General features: G+C 69.3%; 14 protein-coding genes. 4 read left to right on the top strand and 10 right to left on the bottom strand.

The genetic code is table 11. The features are described 5' to 3' along the window. Positions 1 to 21: 21 nt before the first annotated feature. The 6 genes from NYP07_RS22005 to queG all read right to left on the bottom strand — a co-directional run bounded on the left by NYP07_RS22005 (position 22) and on the right by queG (position 6,810). Positions 22 to 624 (bottom strand): MarC family protein, encoded by a 603-nt coding sequence (locus NYP07_RS22005; protein ID WP_268154006.1) that lies wholly within the window; start codon positions 622 to 624, stop codon positions 22 to 24. A 57-nt stretch (positions 625 to 681) separates the two neighbouring features. Next, positions 682 to 3,048, bottom strand: coding sequence for a TonB-dependent receptor plug domain-containing protein (locus NYP07_RS22000; protein ID WP_268154004.1), 2,367 nt, complete (start codon positions 3,046 to 3,048; stop codon positions 682 to 684). A 153-nt stretch (positions 3,049 to 3,201) separates the two neighbouring features. Beyond that, the gene (xerD, locus tag NYP07_RS21995) at positions 3,202 to 4,101 is read right to left on the bottom strand and encodes a site-specific tyrosine recombinase XerD (RefSeq protein ID WP_378989645.1); all 900 of its coding nucleotides are present in this window, start codon (positions 4,099 to 4,101) and stop codon (positions 3,202 to 3,204) included. After that, on the bottom strand, positions 4,070 to 5,035 hold the full coding sequence (locus NYP07_RS21990; RefSeq protein ID WP_268154000.1) for a tripartite tricarboxylate transporter substrate binding protein BugE: 966 nt from the start codon (positions 5,033 to 5,035) through the stop codon (positions 4,070 to 4,072). Before NYP07_RS21990 ends, xerD begins: the two co-directional genes overlap by 32 nt. A 33-nt stretch (positions 5,036 to 5,068) precedes the next feature. Beyond that, the gene (locus tag NYP07_RS21985; RefSeq protein WP_268153998.1) at positions 5,069 to 5,677 is read right to left on the bottom strand and encodes a chalcone isomerase family protein; all 609 of its coding nucleotides are present in this window, start codon (positions 5,675 to 5,677) and stop codon (positions 5,069 to 5,071) included. Next, positions 5,674 to 6,810 carry a tRNA epoxyqueuosine(34) reductase QueG gene (queG, locus tag NYP07_RS21980; RefSeq protein WP_268153996.1) on the bottom strand — a complete coding sequence of 379 codons (1,137 nt, stop codon included), beginning with the start codon at positions 6,808 to 6,810 and terminating at the stop codon, positions 5,674 to 5,676. The genes NYP07_RS21985 and queG overlap by 4 nt, the downstream gene beginning before the upstream one ends. Before the next feature lie 207 nt (positions 6,811 to 7,017). Between queG and tsaE the strand changes: the two genes are divergently transcribed. Together tsaE and NYP07_RS21970 are read left to right on the top strand one after the other, a co-directional pair. Beyond that, positions 7,018 to 7,512, top strand: coding sequence for a tRNA (adenosine(37)-N6)-threonylcarbamoyltransferase complex ATPase subunit type 1 TsaE (gene tsaE / locus NYP07_RS21975; RefSeq protein ID WP_268153994.1), 495 nt, complete (start codon positions 7,018 to 7,020; stop codon positions 7,510 to 7,512). Continuing rightward, complete coding sequence (locus NYP07_RS21970; protein WP_268153992.1) at positions 7,509 to 8,894, top strand: N-acetylmuramoyl-L-alanine amidase; 1,386 nt, start codon at positions 7,509 to 7,511, stop codon at positions 8,892 to 8,894. Before tsaE ends, NYP07_RS21970 begins: the two co-directional genes overlap by 4 nt. Before the next feature lie 60 nt (positions 8,895 to 8,954). On the opposite strand, the gene NYP07_RS21965 is transcribed toward NYP07_RS21970, so the two are convergent. The 4 genes from NYP07_RS21965 to aqpZ all read right to left on the bottom strand — a co-directional run bounded on the left by NYP07_RS21965 (position 8,955) and on the right by aqpZ (position 12,440). Continuing rightward, entirely contained in the window at positions 8,955 to 9,155 is a 201-nt protein-coding gene (locus tag NYP07_RS21965; RefSeq protein WP_268153989.1) for a YbdD/YjiX family protein, read from the bottom strand. Continuing rightward, positions 9,148 to 11,214 (bottom strand): carbon starvation CstA family protein, encoded by a 2,067-nt coding sequence (locus tag NYP07_RS21960; RefSeq protein ID WP_268153987.1) that lies wholly within the window; start codon positions 11,212 to 11,214, stop codon positions 9,148 to 9,150. Before NYP07_RS21960 ends, NYP07_RS21965 begins: the two co-directional genes overlap by 8 nt. A gap of 137 nt (positions 11,215 to 11,351) precedes the next feature. After that, positions 11,352 to 11,573: a Tsi2 family anti-toxin gene (locus NYP07_RS21955; protein ID WP_268153985.1), complete on the bottom strand. Its 222-nt coding sequence runs from the start codon at positions 11,571 to 11,573 to the stop codon at positions 11,352 to 11,354. Between the two features lie 177 nt (positions 11,574 to 11,750). Beyond that, positions 11,751 to 12,440 carry an aquaporin Z gene (gene aqpZ / locus NYP07_RS21950; RefSeq protein ID WP_378989649.1) on the bottom strand — a complete coding sequence of 230 codons (690 nt, stop codon included), beginning with the start codon at positions 12,438 to 12,440 and terminating at the stop codon, positions 11,751 to 11,753. Between the two features lie 299 nt (positions 12,441 to 12,739). On the opposite strand from aqpZ, the gene NYP07_RS21945 reads away from it, so the two are divergent. Together NYP07_RS21945 and NYP07_RS21940 are read left to right on the top strand one after the other, a co-directional pair. Next, positions 12,740 to 13,129 carry a hypothetical protein gene (locus NYP07_RS21945; RefSeq protein ID WP_268153982.1) on the top strand — a complete coding sequence of 130 codons (390 nt, stop codon included), beginning with the start codon at positions 12,740 to 12,742 and terminating at the stop codon, positions 13,127 to 13,129. Between the two features lie 130 nt (positions 13,130 to 13,259). Continuing rightward, on the top strand, positions 13,260 to 14,453 hold the full coding sequence (locus tag NYP07_RS21940; protein WP_268153980.1) for an alkane 1-monooxygenase: 1,194 nt from the start codon (positions 13,260 to 13,262) through the stop codon (positions 14,451 to 14,453). Positions 14,454 to 14,570 lie beyond the last annotated feature (117 nt).

Genomic DNA, 14,570 nt, shown 5'->3' with positions numbered 1-14,570 from the left:
CGCTTGCCGGCCGGCGGGAACTCACAACCCGCCGATGAAGTAGCGTTTCAGGCCGGCCAGCACCATCTCGACCGCGATCGCCGTCAGCACCAGGCCCATCAGCTTCTCGATGGCCGACACGACGGAATCGCCCAGCAGCTTGCGGATGCGGTCGGCCATCACCAGCGTCAGGCCCGAGATCAGCATCGCGGCGCTGAGCGCGCCTATCCATTCGTAGATGCGGTCCGGCTGGCGCGAGGCCAGCAGCAGCACGGTGGCCATCGCCGACGGGCCGGCCAGCAGCGGCACGGCCAGCGGGAAGATCAGCGGCTCCTTGCCCGCCTCCAGGCCGTAGGCCGACTCGCCCGAGCTGCCGAAGATCATGCGAATGGCGATGATCATCAGGATCACGCCGCCGGCCACCTCCAGCGAGCGCTCCGACAGGTGCATGACCTGCAGGAAGCTGTCGCCGACGAACATGAAGGCGAACAGCACGCAGAAGGCGATGCCCACCTCGCGCACGGCCACGCGCGTGCGGCGCTCCTTGGGCACCGCGCGCATGATGGGGATGAAGATGGGCAGGCTGCCGAGCGGGTCGAGCACCAGCAGCAGCAGGATCAGGGCGGAGAGGAAGCTGTGGTCCATGGCCGCATTGTCGTCGGCCCCGGACGAGGGCCCGCCTCCCGGCGGGCCCGCTGCGCGTCAGAACTTGTAGTAGGCCCGCGCGAAGTAGGAGGCGCCGTTCAGGCCGAACTGCACGGCTTCGTAGATGAAGCTGTTGTCGGTCTCGTTGGGGTCCTGCTTCGTCGGCTTAACGTTGAAGACATTGTTGCCGCCCACGCTGAGCTTGAGCGCCGGCGTGGCCTGCCAGGACAGGCCCAGGTCCATCGAGGCCTTGGGCTTGTAGACCTGGTTGGGCACCGGCGGGCCATCGAAGGTGCCCAGGGTCTGGCCGCCGAAGTAGATGAGCTTGGCCTCGCCCGTCCAGGCGCCCTCGGTGTACTCGAAGCCGAGCGTGGCCTTGGCCCGCGGGCCGCCCTGCTCGATGTAGAGCCTCTCCTTGTCCGACAGCAGCACGTCCTTGAAGTTCTGCAGCTTGGGCGGCGCGTTGACGTCGGTCACGCGGGTCTGGCTCACGTTGAGCGCCAGGAAGGTGTTGAGCTGGCCCTGGCCGAACTTGTTGCGGTAGGCCGCCGTCAGGTCCAGCCCGCGGGTGCGCGTGTTGACCGAGTTCACGAAGAAGGCCGTCTGCTCGACGCCCAGGCTGTTCAGCAGTGGCGCGATGTCGGGGAAGTTGTCGGCAGTGAAGCGGCCCGACAGCACGACGCGGTCGCGGATGTTGATCTGGTAGGCATCCACGGTCAGGTCGAAGTCGCGGCCGGCCTTGAAGGTCGTGCCCAGCGAGAAGTTCTTGGACTTCTCCTGCTTCAGCGCCGGCACGCCGGCCGCGTTGGTGATGGCGCTGCCATTGGGCGCAAGCTGCACCGGCACCGGGCGGCCGCCGATGAAGTCGGTGAAGGTGGACGAGAAGTAGAGCTGCTGCAGGCTGGGCGCCCGGAAGCCCGTGCTGGCCGCGGCGCGCAGCAGCCACGACGGCGTGAGCTTGTAGCTGCCCGACAGCTTGCCCGTCGTGCTGGAGCCGAAGTCGCTGTAATGCTCGGCGCGCACGGCGGCGTCCACCGTCAGGTTCGGCGTGAAGCTGACCTCCCAGTCGCCATAGGCGGCATAGCTGGAACGGCGGCGGCTGGTCACGTCGGCCGGCTGGAAGCCCGGGAAGCCCTGGCTGCCCGCATTGCCACCGAAGTTCAGGCCGTCGGCGTCGATGTAGGAGCCCGGCTCGCCGGCGAAGATGCTGTAGCGCTCGCTGCGGTACTCGGCGCCGAAGGCCACGTTGCTGCCGCCCAGCAGCTCGGGGAAGTAGCGGCTGACGTCGAAGTTGGTGGTGGCCTGGCTGAACTCGAAGCCGCCGGCGTCGAAATGATCCGGGCTGATGCCCTTGCCGCCGGCCAGCAGGTCCTTGTTCGCGATGGACGCGTTCAATGTGTGGGAGATGTTGTAGTGCAGGCGATTGGAGCCATAGGTCTGCGACAGGTCGGTGTCCCAGCCCGCGAACTGCGAGCGCCAGCCGGCGATCAGCGCGCGGTCCTCGATCTTGCCGTTGATGAAGGGCACGAAGCCGTTCGGGTACATCGCGGCCGAGTTGCGCACCGGGATGTCGTCCGACCCGATACCACCCCGCCCATAGGCCGCCGACGAGGCATCGCGGTCCTGCGCGCCGAGCGTGACGTAGAGCTTGTCGACCCCGCTCACCGGGAACTCGCCGTTCAGGTAGATCGTCTGGTTCTTGACCTTGGTGTCGCCGATGATGCGCGGGAAGTCCTCGGGCCGGGCGCGGTTGGAGCGGCCGCGGTCCTGCCACTCGCCGGTGATGCCCAGCGTGCCGCCGCCGAGCCTGACGCCGCAGTAGGCCGAGGCGAGGTAGTTCTTGCCGTCGCCCGCCGAATACTGGCCGTAGCCAGCCACGGCCTCGCAGCCCTGCTTCTTCTTCAGCTGGATGTTGATGACGCCGGCGATGGCGTCGGAGCCGTACTGGGCCGCCGCGCCGTCGCGCAGCACCTGCACGTTGTCGATGGCCAGCAGCGGGATGGAATTCATGTCCGTGCCCGTCGCGCCGCGGTTGCGCGCACCGAACAGGTTCACCAGCGCCACCGTGTGGCGGCGCTTGCCGTTGACGAGCACCAGGGTCTGGTCCGAGCCCAGGCCGCGCAGCGCGGCGGAGTCGATCAGGTCGGCGCCGTCCGCGCCGGTCTGGCGTGTGGAGTTGAACGACGGCGACAGGTACTGCAGCGTCTGCGCCAGGTCGAACTGGCCGCCGCCTTCGGCGGTCTTGCTCATCGAGTAGATGTCGACCGGCACCAGGGTGTCGGTCGACGAGGCCGCCGACAGGCTCTTGCGCGAGCCGACGACGGTCACGCGTTCCAGGCTGTTGGCGTCCTCGGCAATCGCGGCGGCGGCATTGAAGAGGCTGAAGGCGGCCAGTGCGGTCGGCAGCAGGCGGTGGGCGCGCATGGCAACTCCGTGAAGCATTTTGATGGCGGCCGAGTTTGCCCCCGGAGCAGGCCGCCGCGCGCCCCGGTGTTGTGGGCCGCCGACAGGTTTGATACCAATCGACGAAGGCGGCCTTGGCTGAACCCGCGGCCCTGACGCGCAGGCGACAGCTTTCTAGCCGCGCGGATGGTGCTCGGCGTGCAGCGCCTTGAGGCGCTCGCGCGCCACATGGGTGTAGATCTGCGTCGTCGACAGGTCGGCATGCCCCAGCAGCAGCTGCACGGCGCGCAGGTCCGCACCATGGTTGAGCAGATGGGTCGCGAAGGCGTGGCGCAGCGTGTGCGGCGACAGCGGCACCGAGATGCCGGCCGCCAGCGCATGGCGCTTGATCAGCGTCCAGAACATCTGCCGCGTCATGCCGGCGCCGCGGGCGGTGACGAAAAGGTCGTCGCTGCTCTGCCCGGCCAGGATCGCGGCGCGCGCCTCGCGCAGATAGCGCGCCAGCCAGTCGCTCGCATGCTCGCCGAAGGGCACGATGCGGCTCTTGCTGCCCTTGCCGGTGATGTGCAGCACGGCGTCCTTGAAGGCGACATGGGCACTCTTCAGCGTGACGAGTTCGCTGACGCGCAGGCCGCTGGCATACATCAGCTCCAGCATCGCGCGGTCGCGCAGGCCCAGCGGCGTGTCCACGTCCGGCGCCGCGAGCAGCGCCGAAACCTGTACTTCGCTGAGCAGCTTGGGAACGCGCAGTGGCTGCTTGGCCGCCGTGAGCTTGAGCGTCGGGTCAACGGCGATGCGGCCCTCGCGCAGCGCCCAGCGGAAATAGCGCTTGAAGACCGACAGCCGCCGGTTCGCACTGGTCGCCTTGCCGGCGGGCCGGGCGACGGCGTATTCGAACAGCCGCTGCTCGGTGCAGGCATCCAGCGGCGCCGGTGCCAGAAAGGCGGCCAGCGCGTTCAGGTCGCGCCGGTAGGCCGCCTGCGTGTTGGCGCTCAGGCCGTCTTCCAGCCAGAGCGACTCGATGAAGGACTCGATGCCGGGGTCAATCAAGCTTGAGCTTCTGCTGGGCGACAACTTTCTTGTACACGTCCAGCTCGGCCGCGATCTGCGCGGCGAACTGCTCGGGCGTGTTGGCGATGATGATGGAGCCCGTGTCCTCGATGCGCTTCTTCACGTCGGGCATCTCCACGGCCTTCCTGACCGCGGCGTTGACCTTGTCGACGACCTCCCGCGGCAGGCCCTTGGGCCCGTGGATGCCGTAGTAGGCCATGCGGTTGACCGGCTCCAGCCCGATCTCCCTGAAGGTCGGCACATTGGGCAGGGCAGCCACGCGCTGCGGCGCCGCGACGACGATGGGGATCAGCCGGCCATCGCGGATGAAGGGCAGCGCCGAGGGCAGGTTGTCGAAGATCATCGGCACCTGGCCGGCCACCGTGTCGTTCAGCGCCGGGCCGGCGCCGCGGTAGGGGATGTGCAGCACGAAGACGCCGGCCAGCGTCTTGTAGAGCTCCATCTGTAGATGGCCGATGCCGCCGGTGCCCGAGGTCGCGTAGCTGTGCTTGGCGGGGTTCTTCCTGAGTTCCGCGACGAAGCCCTTGTAGTCGCGCGCCGGGAAGCTCGGATGCACGGCGATCACGTTGGGCGTAGCCGCGATGTTGATGATGGGCGTGAAGTCCGTCAGCGGGTTGTAGCTGATGCGCGGGTTGATGGCGGGGTTGGCGGCCGTCGTCGAGACGGTCGCCACGCCCAGCGTGTAGCCGTCGGGCGCGGCGCGGGCGATCTCGGTGGCGCCGACGATGCCGCCACCGCCGGCCCGGTTGTCCACCACCATGGTCTGGCCCAGCAGGCCCTGCATGCGCTCCGACACGATGCGGGCAATGATGTCCGTCGTGCCGCCCGGCGCGAAGGGCACGATGAGGCGCACCGTCCTGCTCGGGTAGGCATCGGCCCGGGCGAGCGGGCTCAGCCCGGCGAGGGCTGCGGCTTGGAGGACGGAACGGCGTTGCATGGGGTCGGTCTCCTGGTTTTTTATACGGCCATGCTAGCCCGGCTGGCCCAGCAGCCGGGTGCGCAGCCGGGAGTCGCTGCTGTGATCGCCGATGAAGACCTTCAGGAATGCCGTGTAGAAGTCCTGCCCCTCGATGGGCTTGCCCCAGACCTTGCCGTTGACCGAAAGAACCGTGCCGCCCTGGGCGGGCAGGTAGTCGATGGCCAGCACGTCGCCCTTCTTCACCCGGCCCACATCGCCGATGGTGGCGTTGAACTGCTTCACGCGCTCGGCCACGGCGGCCTGCTCGGCCTCGGTGCAGTTGCGCTCCACGCCCTTGTTGATGGCCTTCACGAACTCCTGGGTCGACACGTCCTTGACGAAGGGGATGGTGATGCGCAACTCCATGCGCTTGGGGCCGGCCTGTGCGTAGATCGCATCGGGCGTGCCGGCCTTGTGGGGCAGATAGAGCGCGCCCAGATAGGCCGAATAGCGCATGACGAACACCTTGGCGCCGACGCCGTTGAGTTGCAGCGTGGCGCCGGACAGCTGCAACGTGTCCGGAAACTCCTGCCCCTCGTACTGCGCGGCCTGGGCCGGCAGCGAGGCCGCCGCGGCCAGGGCGAGGGCGGCGGCGTGACGACGACGGATGGACAGGGTCATTCAATAGCTCCAACGGACTGCGGGCCGGACGATAACGCCGCTGGGGCCGCCGGCGCGGACAAGGCCCAGGCGATGTGCTCCGCAACGACCGCGCCGGCGCCCTGCCCCGCCCGCTGCAGCGCCGCGCGCAGCGGGGCGTCGTCGCGCGCGCGCAGCGCGTTGCCGGCCGCCACCGCGAGGTTGCGCTGCCAGCGCTCGAAGCCGATGCGGCGGATGGCCGAGCCCTCGGTGCGGCGCAGGAACTCGGCTTCGCTCCAGGCCAGCAGCTCGGCGATGGTCGCGCCCGCCATGCCCGGGCGCACGTCGAAGTCGGCCAGCACGGCGGGCTGCGCGAATTTGTTCCACGGGCAGGCCAGTTGGCAGTCGTCGCAGCCGTAGACGCGGTTGCCCAGCAACGGGCGCAGTTCCACGGGGATGGGACCGTCGTGCTCGATGGTCAGGTAGGAGATGCAGCGCCGCGCATCGACGCGGTAGGGCGCGGTGATGGCCGCCGTCGGGCAGACGTCGATGCAGGCGCGGCACTCGCCGCAGTGTGCGCTGACGGCCTCCGTGAGCGGCAGGGCCAGGTCGATGAAGATCTCGCCGAGGAAGAACATCGAGCCGGCCTCGCGGTGCAGCGTCAGCGTGTGCTTGCCGCGCCAGCCCAGGCCCGAGCGCGCGGCCAGCTCCACCTCCAGCACCGGCGCCGAGTCGGTGAACACGCGGTGGCCGCAGGGCCCCACGTCCGCCTGCAGCAGGTCGGCGAGCTTCTGCAGCCGCTGGCGCATGACCTTGTGATAGTCCCGGCCGCGGGCATAGATGGAGATTTGCGCCTGCTCCGGTCGCGCCAGGCCGACCCATTCGACGGCCTGCCAGCCCGGCCCGGTGCCCTGCGGCAGATAGTCCATGCGCGCCGTGACGACGCGCAGCGTGCCCGGCACCAGCTCGGCCGGGCGTGCGCGCTTCAGGCCATGCGCGGCCATGTAGTGCATGCGGCCGTGGTGGCCGGCGTCCAGCCAGGCCTGCAGGCCGGGCTCGGCGCTGCTGAGGTCCACATCGGCCACCGCGATCTGTGAGAATCCCAGCCCATGCGCCCAGCCGCGCAGACGCTCCAGTAGCGCGCCAGCATCGACAGTGGACGGGACCTCTTGCATTTGTCGCCGATTTTAGAAACCCAGCCTCAGTTCGGTGACCAGACGTGCCCGAGAGGGCTGCGCTGCCGCAGCCTGGCAAGGCGCGACAACGCTGCGGGCTCGCGCCCGCAAGGCGGAGCAACGCCGCCAGGGTGTGGCAGGGCGGCCCAATCGGGTGTGTAGCGCTACAGGAGTCAACCGGATGTTCGACGTGGGATGCGTTGATTGATGAGTGAGAGTGTTGCTAGCGGTGGCGAGCGCTTGGTCACCGAACTGAGGCTGTCGTGGCCCGACGAGGCCACGGCCCAGGCCACCGCCGAAAAGCTCGCGGCGGCCCTGCTCCCCGCCCCCAACGCCCTCATCGAGCTGCATGGCCCGCTCGGCGCCGGCAAGACCACCTTCGTGCGCCTGCTGCTGCGGGCGCTCGGCGTCGAGGGCCGCATCAAGAGCCCGAGCTATGCCGTCATGGAAAGCTACGAACTGCCCGGCGGCGCGGGCACGGCGAACCATTTCGACTTCTACCGCTTCGGCGACCCGCGCGAGTGGGAGGACGCGGGCTTCCGCGACGTGTTCGCCGCGCCCGGCCTCAAGCTCTGCGAATGGCCCGAGAAGGCCGGCCAACTGCCGCCCGCCGACCTGCAGCTCTTCATCGAGCTGATGCCCGACGACAGCCGCCGCGTGCGGGCCGTGGGTGATGCGCGCCTCGTCGGAGCCGTTGAATGAGGCGCCGCGACTCCGTCGGCCTGCTCGCGCTGCTGCTGAAGGCCCCCGACACGCTGGCCGCGACCAGCCAGGCCAGCATCGTCGCCGTGCGCGTCTGGCCCGCGCAGGACTACACGCGCGTGACGCTGGAGTCCGACCGGCCGCTGCTGGCCCGGCACTTCCTCGTCGAGTCGCCGCACCGCCTCGTCATCGACATCGAAGGCCTGGACCTGAGCCCGGGGCTGCGCGAGCTGATCGGCAAGGTCAGGCCCGACGACCCCTACATCGCCGGCGTGCGCGTCGGCCAGAACACGCCCACCGTCGTGCGCATCGTGCTGGACCTGCGCCAGCCCGTGGCGCCGCAGATCTTCACGCTGACGCCGGTGGCCGCCTACAGGCACCGCCTCGTCTTCGACCTCTACCCCCAGTCCCAGCCCGACCCGCTGCTGGCCCTGGTGCAGGACCGCGAGAAGGCGCCCGCCGCCCCCACCTCTCCGGCCCATCGCGCCGAGGCCGCGGCCAGCGCCGTCAACGACGCGCTCGGCGAGCTGATCCAGAAGATCGAGCGCCCGCCGGCACCGCCCGCATCGGCGCCCCTGCCCGCACCGCTGCCGCCGGTCGCCGCGGCGTCCAAGCCCGTGCCGGCACCGTTCCCCGCCCCGGCCGCCGAGCCGCGCATCGACAGCCTCATCATCATCGCGCTCGACCCCGGCCATGGCGGCGAAGACCCCGGCGCCATCGGCCCCTCGGGCCTGCGCGAGAAGGACGTGGTGCTGGCCGTCGCCCACAAGCTGCGCGAGCGCCTGACCGCCAACCCCAACATCCGCGTGCTGATGACGCGCGACGCCGACTTCTTCGTGCCGCTGCAGGAGCGCGTGCGCAAGGCCAGGCGCGTGCAGGCCGACCTCTTCGTGTCCATCCACGCCGACGCCTTCATCACGCCGCAGGCGCGCGGCGCATCGGTCTTCGTGCTCAGCGACGGCGCCGCGACCAGCGCCGCCGCGCGCTGGATGGCCGACCGCGAGAACGCGGCCGACATGGTCGGCGGCGTCAACGTCGGCGCGGCCACCAAGGACGCCAACGTGCTGCGCGCGCTGCTCGACATGAGCACCACGGCCCAGATCAAGGACAGCCTCAAGCTCGGCGGCGAGGTGCTGAGCCAGATCGGCAAGGTCGGCAAGCTGCACAAGGCCCGCGTCGAGCAGGCCGGCTTCGCGGTGCTGAAGGCGCCCGACATTCCCAGCATCCTGGTCGAGACGGCCTTCATCTCCAACCCCGACGAGGAGAAGAAGCTGCGCGACCCGGACTACCAGGACCAGCTCGTCGACGCGCTGGCCTCGGGCATCGCGAAATACTTCGGCAAGAACCCGCCGATGGCGAGGCGGCGCAGTACGACGCTGTGAATCATTGCGAGCGTCTTTGCCGGCCGTCTTTCGGTCCTTTGCAAGGACGGCCAATACCACTCAGCAGCACTTGCCGACGCGCGCGCTGTAGCGCGCCGCCTGGCGCTCCCTGAAGAACTCCTCGTAGCTCATCGCCGGCCGCTCCGGGTGCGTGGCCTGGTGGTGGGCCAGATAGCTGCCGTAGTCCGGCACGCCCACCATCAGGCGCAGGCTCCGCGTCAGGTAGCGGCCGGCCTGGGCCAGCTCGCGCAGCTCAAGCATGCTGGCCGGCCGGCAGCGGCACGAAGGCGGCTTCCTGCGTCGTCGGCCGGCCGTTGCGGCGCGCGGCCAGCACGGCCTTCACGCTGTAGACCAGCACGCTCAGCACCACGCCCATGAAGAGGGCGCACAGCGCCGCGTCGAGCCTGTCGTTGAAGACGACGCGCGACATCGCGGCCAGCGTCTTGGCCGGCGCCAGCACCTTGCCTTCGGCGATGGCCGCGGCGTATTTGTCGGCATGGGCCAGGAAGCCGAGCTTGGGGTCGGCCGAGAAGATCTTCAGCCAGCCGGCCGTCATCGTGCAGGCCAGCAGCCAGGCGGCCGGCACGGCCGTGACCCAGGCGTAGCGGTCCTTCTTCATCTTGAAGATGACGACGGTGCCGAGCAGCAGCGCGACGGCGGCCAGCATCTGGTTGGCGATGCCGAACAGCGGCCACAGCGTGTTGATGCCGCCCAGCGGGTCGACGACGCCCTGGTAGAGGAAGTAGCCCCAGGCCGCCACGCACAGGCCGGTGGCGATCAGGTTGGCGACCCAGTTCTCGGTACGCTTGAGCGAGGGCACGAAGCTGCCCAGCAGGTCCTGCAGCATGAAGCGGCCGGCGCGCGTGCCGGCATCCACGGCCGTCAGGATGAACAGCGCCTCGAACAGGATGGCGAAGTGGTACCAGAAGGCCATCAGCGCCTTGCCGCCCACCACCTGGTGCAGGATCTCGGCCATGCCGACGGCCAGCGTCGGCGCGCCGCCGGCGCGGGCCAGGATGGTCTTCTCGCCGACATCGGCCGCCGCCTGCGTCAGCATGTCGGGCGTGATGACGAAGCCCCAGGTGGACAGCGTCTGCGCGACGGTGGCCGCGTCCTTGCCGACGACGGCGGCCGGGCTGTTCATCGCGAAGTAGACGCCGGGCTCGATGCAGGAGGCCGCGACCAGCGCCATCACCGCGACGAAGCTCTCGGCCAGCATGCCGCCGTAGCCGATGTAGCGGGCATGGGTCTCGTTCTCGAGCAGCTTGGGCGACGTGCCCGACGAGATCAGCGCGTGGAAGCCCGACACCGCACCGCAGGCGATGGTGACGAACAGGAAGGGGAAGAGGTTGCCCGCCCAGACCGGGCCGCCGCCGGTGGCGAACTGCGTCAGCGCCGGCATCTTCAGCGGCGGCGCGACGATGACGATGCCGATGGCCAGCGCGACGATGGTGCCGATCTTCAGGAAGGTGCTGAGGTAGTCGCGCGGCGCGAGCAGCAGCCACACCGGGATGCAGGCGGCGACGAAGCCGTAGCCGATCAGCGCCCACACCAGTTGCACCGGCGTGAACGTGAACAGCGGCGCCAGCGTGGCGCTCTCGCTCACGGCCTGGCCGCCGAAGATGGCCGCCATCAGCAGCACGAAGCCGATGACCGACACCTCGCCGATGCGGCCCGGCCGGATGAAGCGCAGGTAGACGCCCATGAAGAGCGCGACCGGGATGGTGGCCGCCACCGTGAACGTGCCCCACGGCGAATCGGCCAGCGCCTTCACGACGATCAGCGCCAGCACCGCGAGGATGATGATCATGATCATGAAGGCGCCGAACAACGCGATCAGGCCGGGCACCGTGCCCATCTCCTGCTTGACGAGGTCGCCCAGCGACCGGCCGTCGCGGCGCGTGGAGATGAACAGCACGATGAAGTCCTGCACCGCGCCGGCGAAGACGACGCCGGCCAGGATCCACAGCAGGCCGGGCAGATAGCCCATCTGCGCCGCCAGCACGGGGCCGACCAGCGGGCCGGCGCCGGCAATCGCCGCGAAGTGGTGGCCGTAGAGCACGTGCTTGTTGGTGGGCACGTAGTCCAGGCCGTCGTTGTACTTCCAGGCCGGCGTCTGGCGCCTGGCGTCCAGCCCCAGCACCTTGTCGGCGATGAAGAGGCTGTAGTAGCGGTAGGCGATCAGGTAGGTGCACAGGGCGGCGGCCACGACCCACAGCGCGCTGATCGCCTCGCCGCGGCTCAGGGCCACGGTGGCGAGGGAAGCGGCGCCGAGGATGGCAACGCCCGCCCACATGAGATGGCGGCGCAGGTTCTGCATGAGGCTTGTCTCCGATGCGGTGCACGCATCGAAGGTGGCGCGCGACCGTGGTGCAAGTCTCGAAAATTGCGCACCAACTCGCATCGTGCATGCCACGCGGGACACGCGCGCGGGATCACCTAAGGGTCAACCCGGAATCAGCCCCCCACCAAATCGTCGTAGGGCGGCATGTTGAGAACGGTCCGCGCCTCCGCGTCATAGGCACGCTCGAGATCCTCTGCTGCCTCGACGGCCTGCTCAAGCAACACATAGTCCTCAGCGTCGGCATCGCCATCGGCGAGTTCCTCCCGCATGGCACGGATGTGCGCAGCAACGGCCTGGATGGCGATGAGCATCGTGCGGTTCTTGATTTCAGGCATGGTGTTGCGGTCTGCTCGTTCAGCGTGGATCAACCTTTGGCCAGTTCAACCTGGCGCGCCACGGCAGCCCGCGCCATGTTGTTGAGATAGCCTTGAAATGTCAGCACCGTCATCTGGATTCACGCGCAGCCCAGGCAAACTCCCGCTTCTCGCCTCGGGCCCGGCGCGCCGCGGCGCTCAGTCGCCGGACTTGCCGATGAAGCGATAGACGCCGGCGCCCAGCAGCGCGCCGGCGATGGGCGCGACCCAGAACAGCCACAGCTGCTCGACGGCCCAGCCGCCGACATACAGCGCCACGCCGGTGCTGCGCGCCGGGTTCACCGAGGTGTTGGTGACGGGGATGCTGATCAGGTGGATCAGCGTCAGCCCCAGGCCGATGGCGATGGGCGCGAAGCCCGCCGGCGCGCGCACGTCGGTGGCGCCCAGGATGATGACGAGGAACATCGCCGTCATGACGACCTCGCAGGCGAACGCGGCCTGCATGCTGTAGCCGCCGGGCGAATGCGCGCCGAAGCCGTTGGACGCGAAGCCGCCGGCCACCTCGAAGCCGGGCTTGCCCGATGCGATCAGGAACAGCACGCCGCCCGCGACGACGCCGCCCAGCACCTGGGCCACGATATAGGGCAGCAGGTCCTTGGTCGCGAAGCGGCCGCCCGCCCACAGCCCGACCGACACGGCCGGGTTGAGATGGCAACCCGAGATGTGGCCGATGGCGAAGGCCATCGTCAGCACGGTCAGGCCGAAAGCCAGTGCCACGCCGGCGAAGCCGATGCCCAGCTGCGGGAATGCCGCCGCCAGCACGGCGCTGCCGCAGCCGCCCAGAACCAGCCAGAACGTGCCGACAAACTCTGCTGCATACCTTTTCATGAGTTCCCTCTTGCGTGAATCAATGGGCCCCTCGTGGGGGCTGGACGTCCCGCGCCCGCGGCATACCGCCGGCCGGGACGGGCGCATGCTGCCATCGTTTGCCGGCGCACGCCACGCGGTTCACCCGCCCCGCAGGTGCTCCACGGCATGGCGGATCAGCGAGGCCGCCCCCGCGGCCGACCCACCCCTGCCGCACATCACACCCGCTAACAACTGCGCGCGGCGGCCCGTCAACGCTCGGAGGAATCCTCCGTTGTTCGGTCAAGACCTGCTGTTTTGGCTCTACCGGAGGCTCCATCATGCGTCGTCCTTTCCTTGCCGCCGCGCTCGTCGGCGCCGCGCTTTTCGGTGCCAGCGCCGCCCAGGCCGGCACGCACTGGTCCATCGGCATCAGCCTGCCGGTCAGCGGCGTCGTGGTGTCTGATGGCAGCTATGTGGAGCCCGTGCCGGTCTACTACGCGCCGCCACCGGTGGCGTACATACCGGCACCCCGCTATGTGGAACGCGAGGTCTACTACGCACCCGCGCCCCGGGTGGTGTACGAACCCGCCTACGGTGAACGCCGCTGGGAGCGGAGCCGCGAGCGCTGGGAAGAGCGTTGGGAAGAGCGTTGGGAAGAGCGCCGCGAGCACGAGCGCCACGAGCATTGGGAACGGGATCACGACGACGGCCCGCGCCGCTGGCGCTGAGCGCCGCCAAGGGCAGCGGCGCGGTCGATAGCGTCGTCGCACGCCAGGTTTTCCGCCGCTTGCCGGGGCGCGTACCATCCGCCGATGCGGCCTTCGCCCGGCGATGGCTGCGGATGGGAGGACTTGCGCGATGCCCAGGATCTATGTCGCCGTCGACCCGCAACTCGGACGCGTCGAGTACCGGGACCGCAAACGCGCCTGGTGGCTGCTTTCGGTCGCCTACCCCCTGTTGCCCTTCGTGGGCATGGCCGCCCATGCCGCGACAGGGCGCGAGATCGCGCTCGGCCTGCCCCTGCTCATCAGCTACGGCCTGATGCCGCTGCTGGACGCGCTGATCGGCGAAGACCCGAGCAATCCGCCCGAGGCTGTCGTCCCGCAGCTCGAAGCAGATCGCTACTACCGCTGGCTGACCTGGATCACCGTCCCGCTGCATCTGGTCGCGCTGATGGGTTGCGCCTGGTGGGTCGGCACGCATGCGCTGTCGTGGTGGGCGCTGCTGATGTTCGCCTACGTCGCCGGCACCGACTCGGGCCTGGGCATCAACACCGGACACGAACTGGGGCACAAGCACAACCCCTGGGAGCAGTGGCTCGCGCGCCTGGTGCTGGCGGTGCCCGCCTATGGGCACTTCACCGTCGAACATGGCCGCGGCCACCACCGCAGCGTGTGCACGCCGCAAGACCATGCGAGCGCCCGCATGGGCGAGAGCATCTACCGCTTCGCCCTGCGCGAGCTGCCGGGCGGCGTGAGCCGGGCCTGGCGGCTGGAGCGCGAGCGGCTGGCGCAGCTGGGCCGGCCCGCCTGGAGCGCCGGCAATACCATCCTGCAGAGCTATGCCATCACCATCGCGCTGCAGCTCGGCCTGGTCATCGCCTTCGGCTGGGTGATGCTGCCCTTCCTGGCCGTGCACAACCTGGTCGCCTGGTGGCAGCTCACCTCGGCCAACTATGTCGAGCACTACGGCCTGCTGCGCGCCCGCGAGCCGGGCGGCGGCTACGAGACGCCGAAGCCGCACCACTCCTGGAACACCAACCACCTCGTCACGAATCTCGCGCTATTCCATCTGCAGCGGCATTCCGACCACCACGCCAGGCCCTCGCGGCGCTATCAGTCGCTGCGCGATTTCGCCGACCTGCCCCGGCTGCCCAGCGGCTATTTCGGCATGTTCCCGCTGTCCTACCTGCCCTGGCTGTGGTTCAAGGTGATGGACCCGCGGCTGCTGGCCCTGCCGCACGTCGCAGGCGACCTCGACCGGGTCAATCTCGATCCACGCCGGCAGCAGGCGCTGCGCGAACGCTACGGCGACACCCGCGTCGAGGCCTGATACTAACTCGCGTTCAAACGTATAGAAGTTATCCATTTGAATCCAGTCATGGACTGGGTTCGGATGGGATCCGCTTCCAGTTGGACGAGCCCGGCAGCGAGGGTGTCCTGGACGGCG

The sequence above is a fragment of the Pelomonas aquatica genome (genome assembly GCF_026712205.1).
Lineage (GTDB): Bacteria > Pseudomonadota > Gammaproteobacteria > Burkholderiales > Burkholderiaceae_C > Pelomonas > Pelomonas aquatica.
The sequence above is the reverse complement of the archived record's forward strand: the minus strand, read 5'-3'. Positions and strand labels throughout refer to the sequence as shown.

Bases quoted from the DNA above. Each gene is read 5' to 3' on its own strand.
- NYP07_RS21940 (WP_268153980.1), top strand. From the start codon at position 13,260: ATGCCCAGGATCTATGTCGCCGTCGACCCGCAACTCGGACGCGTCGAG.
- tsaE (WP_268153994.1), top strand. From the start codon at position 7,018: ATGAGTGAGAGTGTTGCTAGCGGTGGCGAGCGCTTGGTCACCGAACTG.
- NYP07_RS21965 (WP_268153989.1), bottom strand. From the start codon at position 9,155: ATGCTTGAGCTGCGCGAGCTGGCCCAGGCCGGCCGCTACCTGACGCGG.
- NYP07_RS22005 (WP_268154006.1), bottom strand. From the start codon at position 624: ATGGACCACAGCTTCCTCTCCGCCCTGATCCTGCTGCTGCTGGTGCTC.
- NYP07_RS21960 (WP_268153987.1), bottom strand. From the start codon at position 11,214: ATGCAGAACCTGCGCCGCCATCTCATGTGGGCGGGCGTTGCCATCCTC.
- NYP07_RS21970 (WP_268153992.1), top strand. From the start codon at position 7,509: ATGAGGCGCCGCGACTCCGTCGGCCTGCTCGCGCTGCTGCTGAAGGCC.
- NYP07_RS21990 (WP_268154000.1), bottom strand. From the start codon at position 5,035: ATGCAACGCCGTTCCGTCCTCCAAGCCGCAGCCCTCGCCGGGCTGAGC.
- aqpZ (WP_378989649.1), bottom strand. From the start codon at position 12,440: ATGAAAAGGTATGCAGCAGAGTTTGTCGGCACGTTCTGGCTGGTTCTG.
- NYP07_RS22000 (WP_268154004.1), bottom strand. From the start codon at position 3,048: ATGCGCGCCCACCGCCTGCTGCCGACCGCACTGGCCGCCTTCAGCCTC.
- queG (WP_268153996.1), bottom strand. From the start codon at position 6,810: ATGCAAGAGGTCCCGTCCACTGTCGATGCTGGCGCGCTACTGGAGCGT.
- NYP07_RS21955 (WP_268153985.1), bottom strand. From the start codon at position 11,573: ATGCCTGAAATCAAGAACCGCACGATGCTCATCGCCATCCAGGCCGTT.
- NYP07_RS21945 (WP_268153982.1), top strand. From the start codon at position 12,740: ATGCGTCGTCCTTTCCTTGCCGCCGCGCTCGTCGGCGCCGCGCTTTTC.
- NYP07_RS21985 (WP_268153998.1), bottom strand. From the start codon at position 5,677: ATGACCCTGTCCATCCGTCGTCGTCACGCCGCCGCCCTCGCCCTGGCC.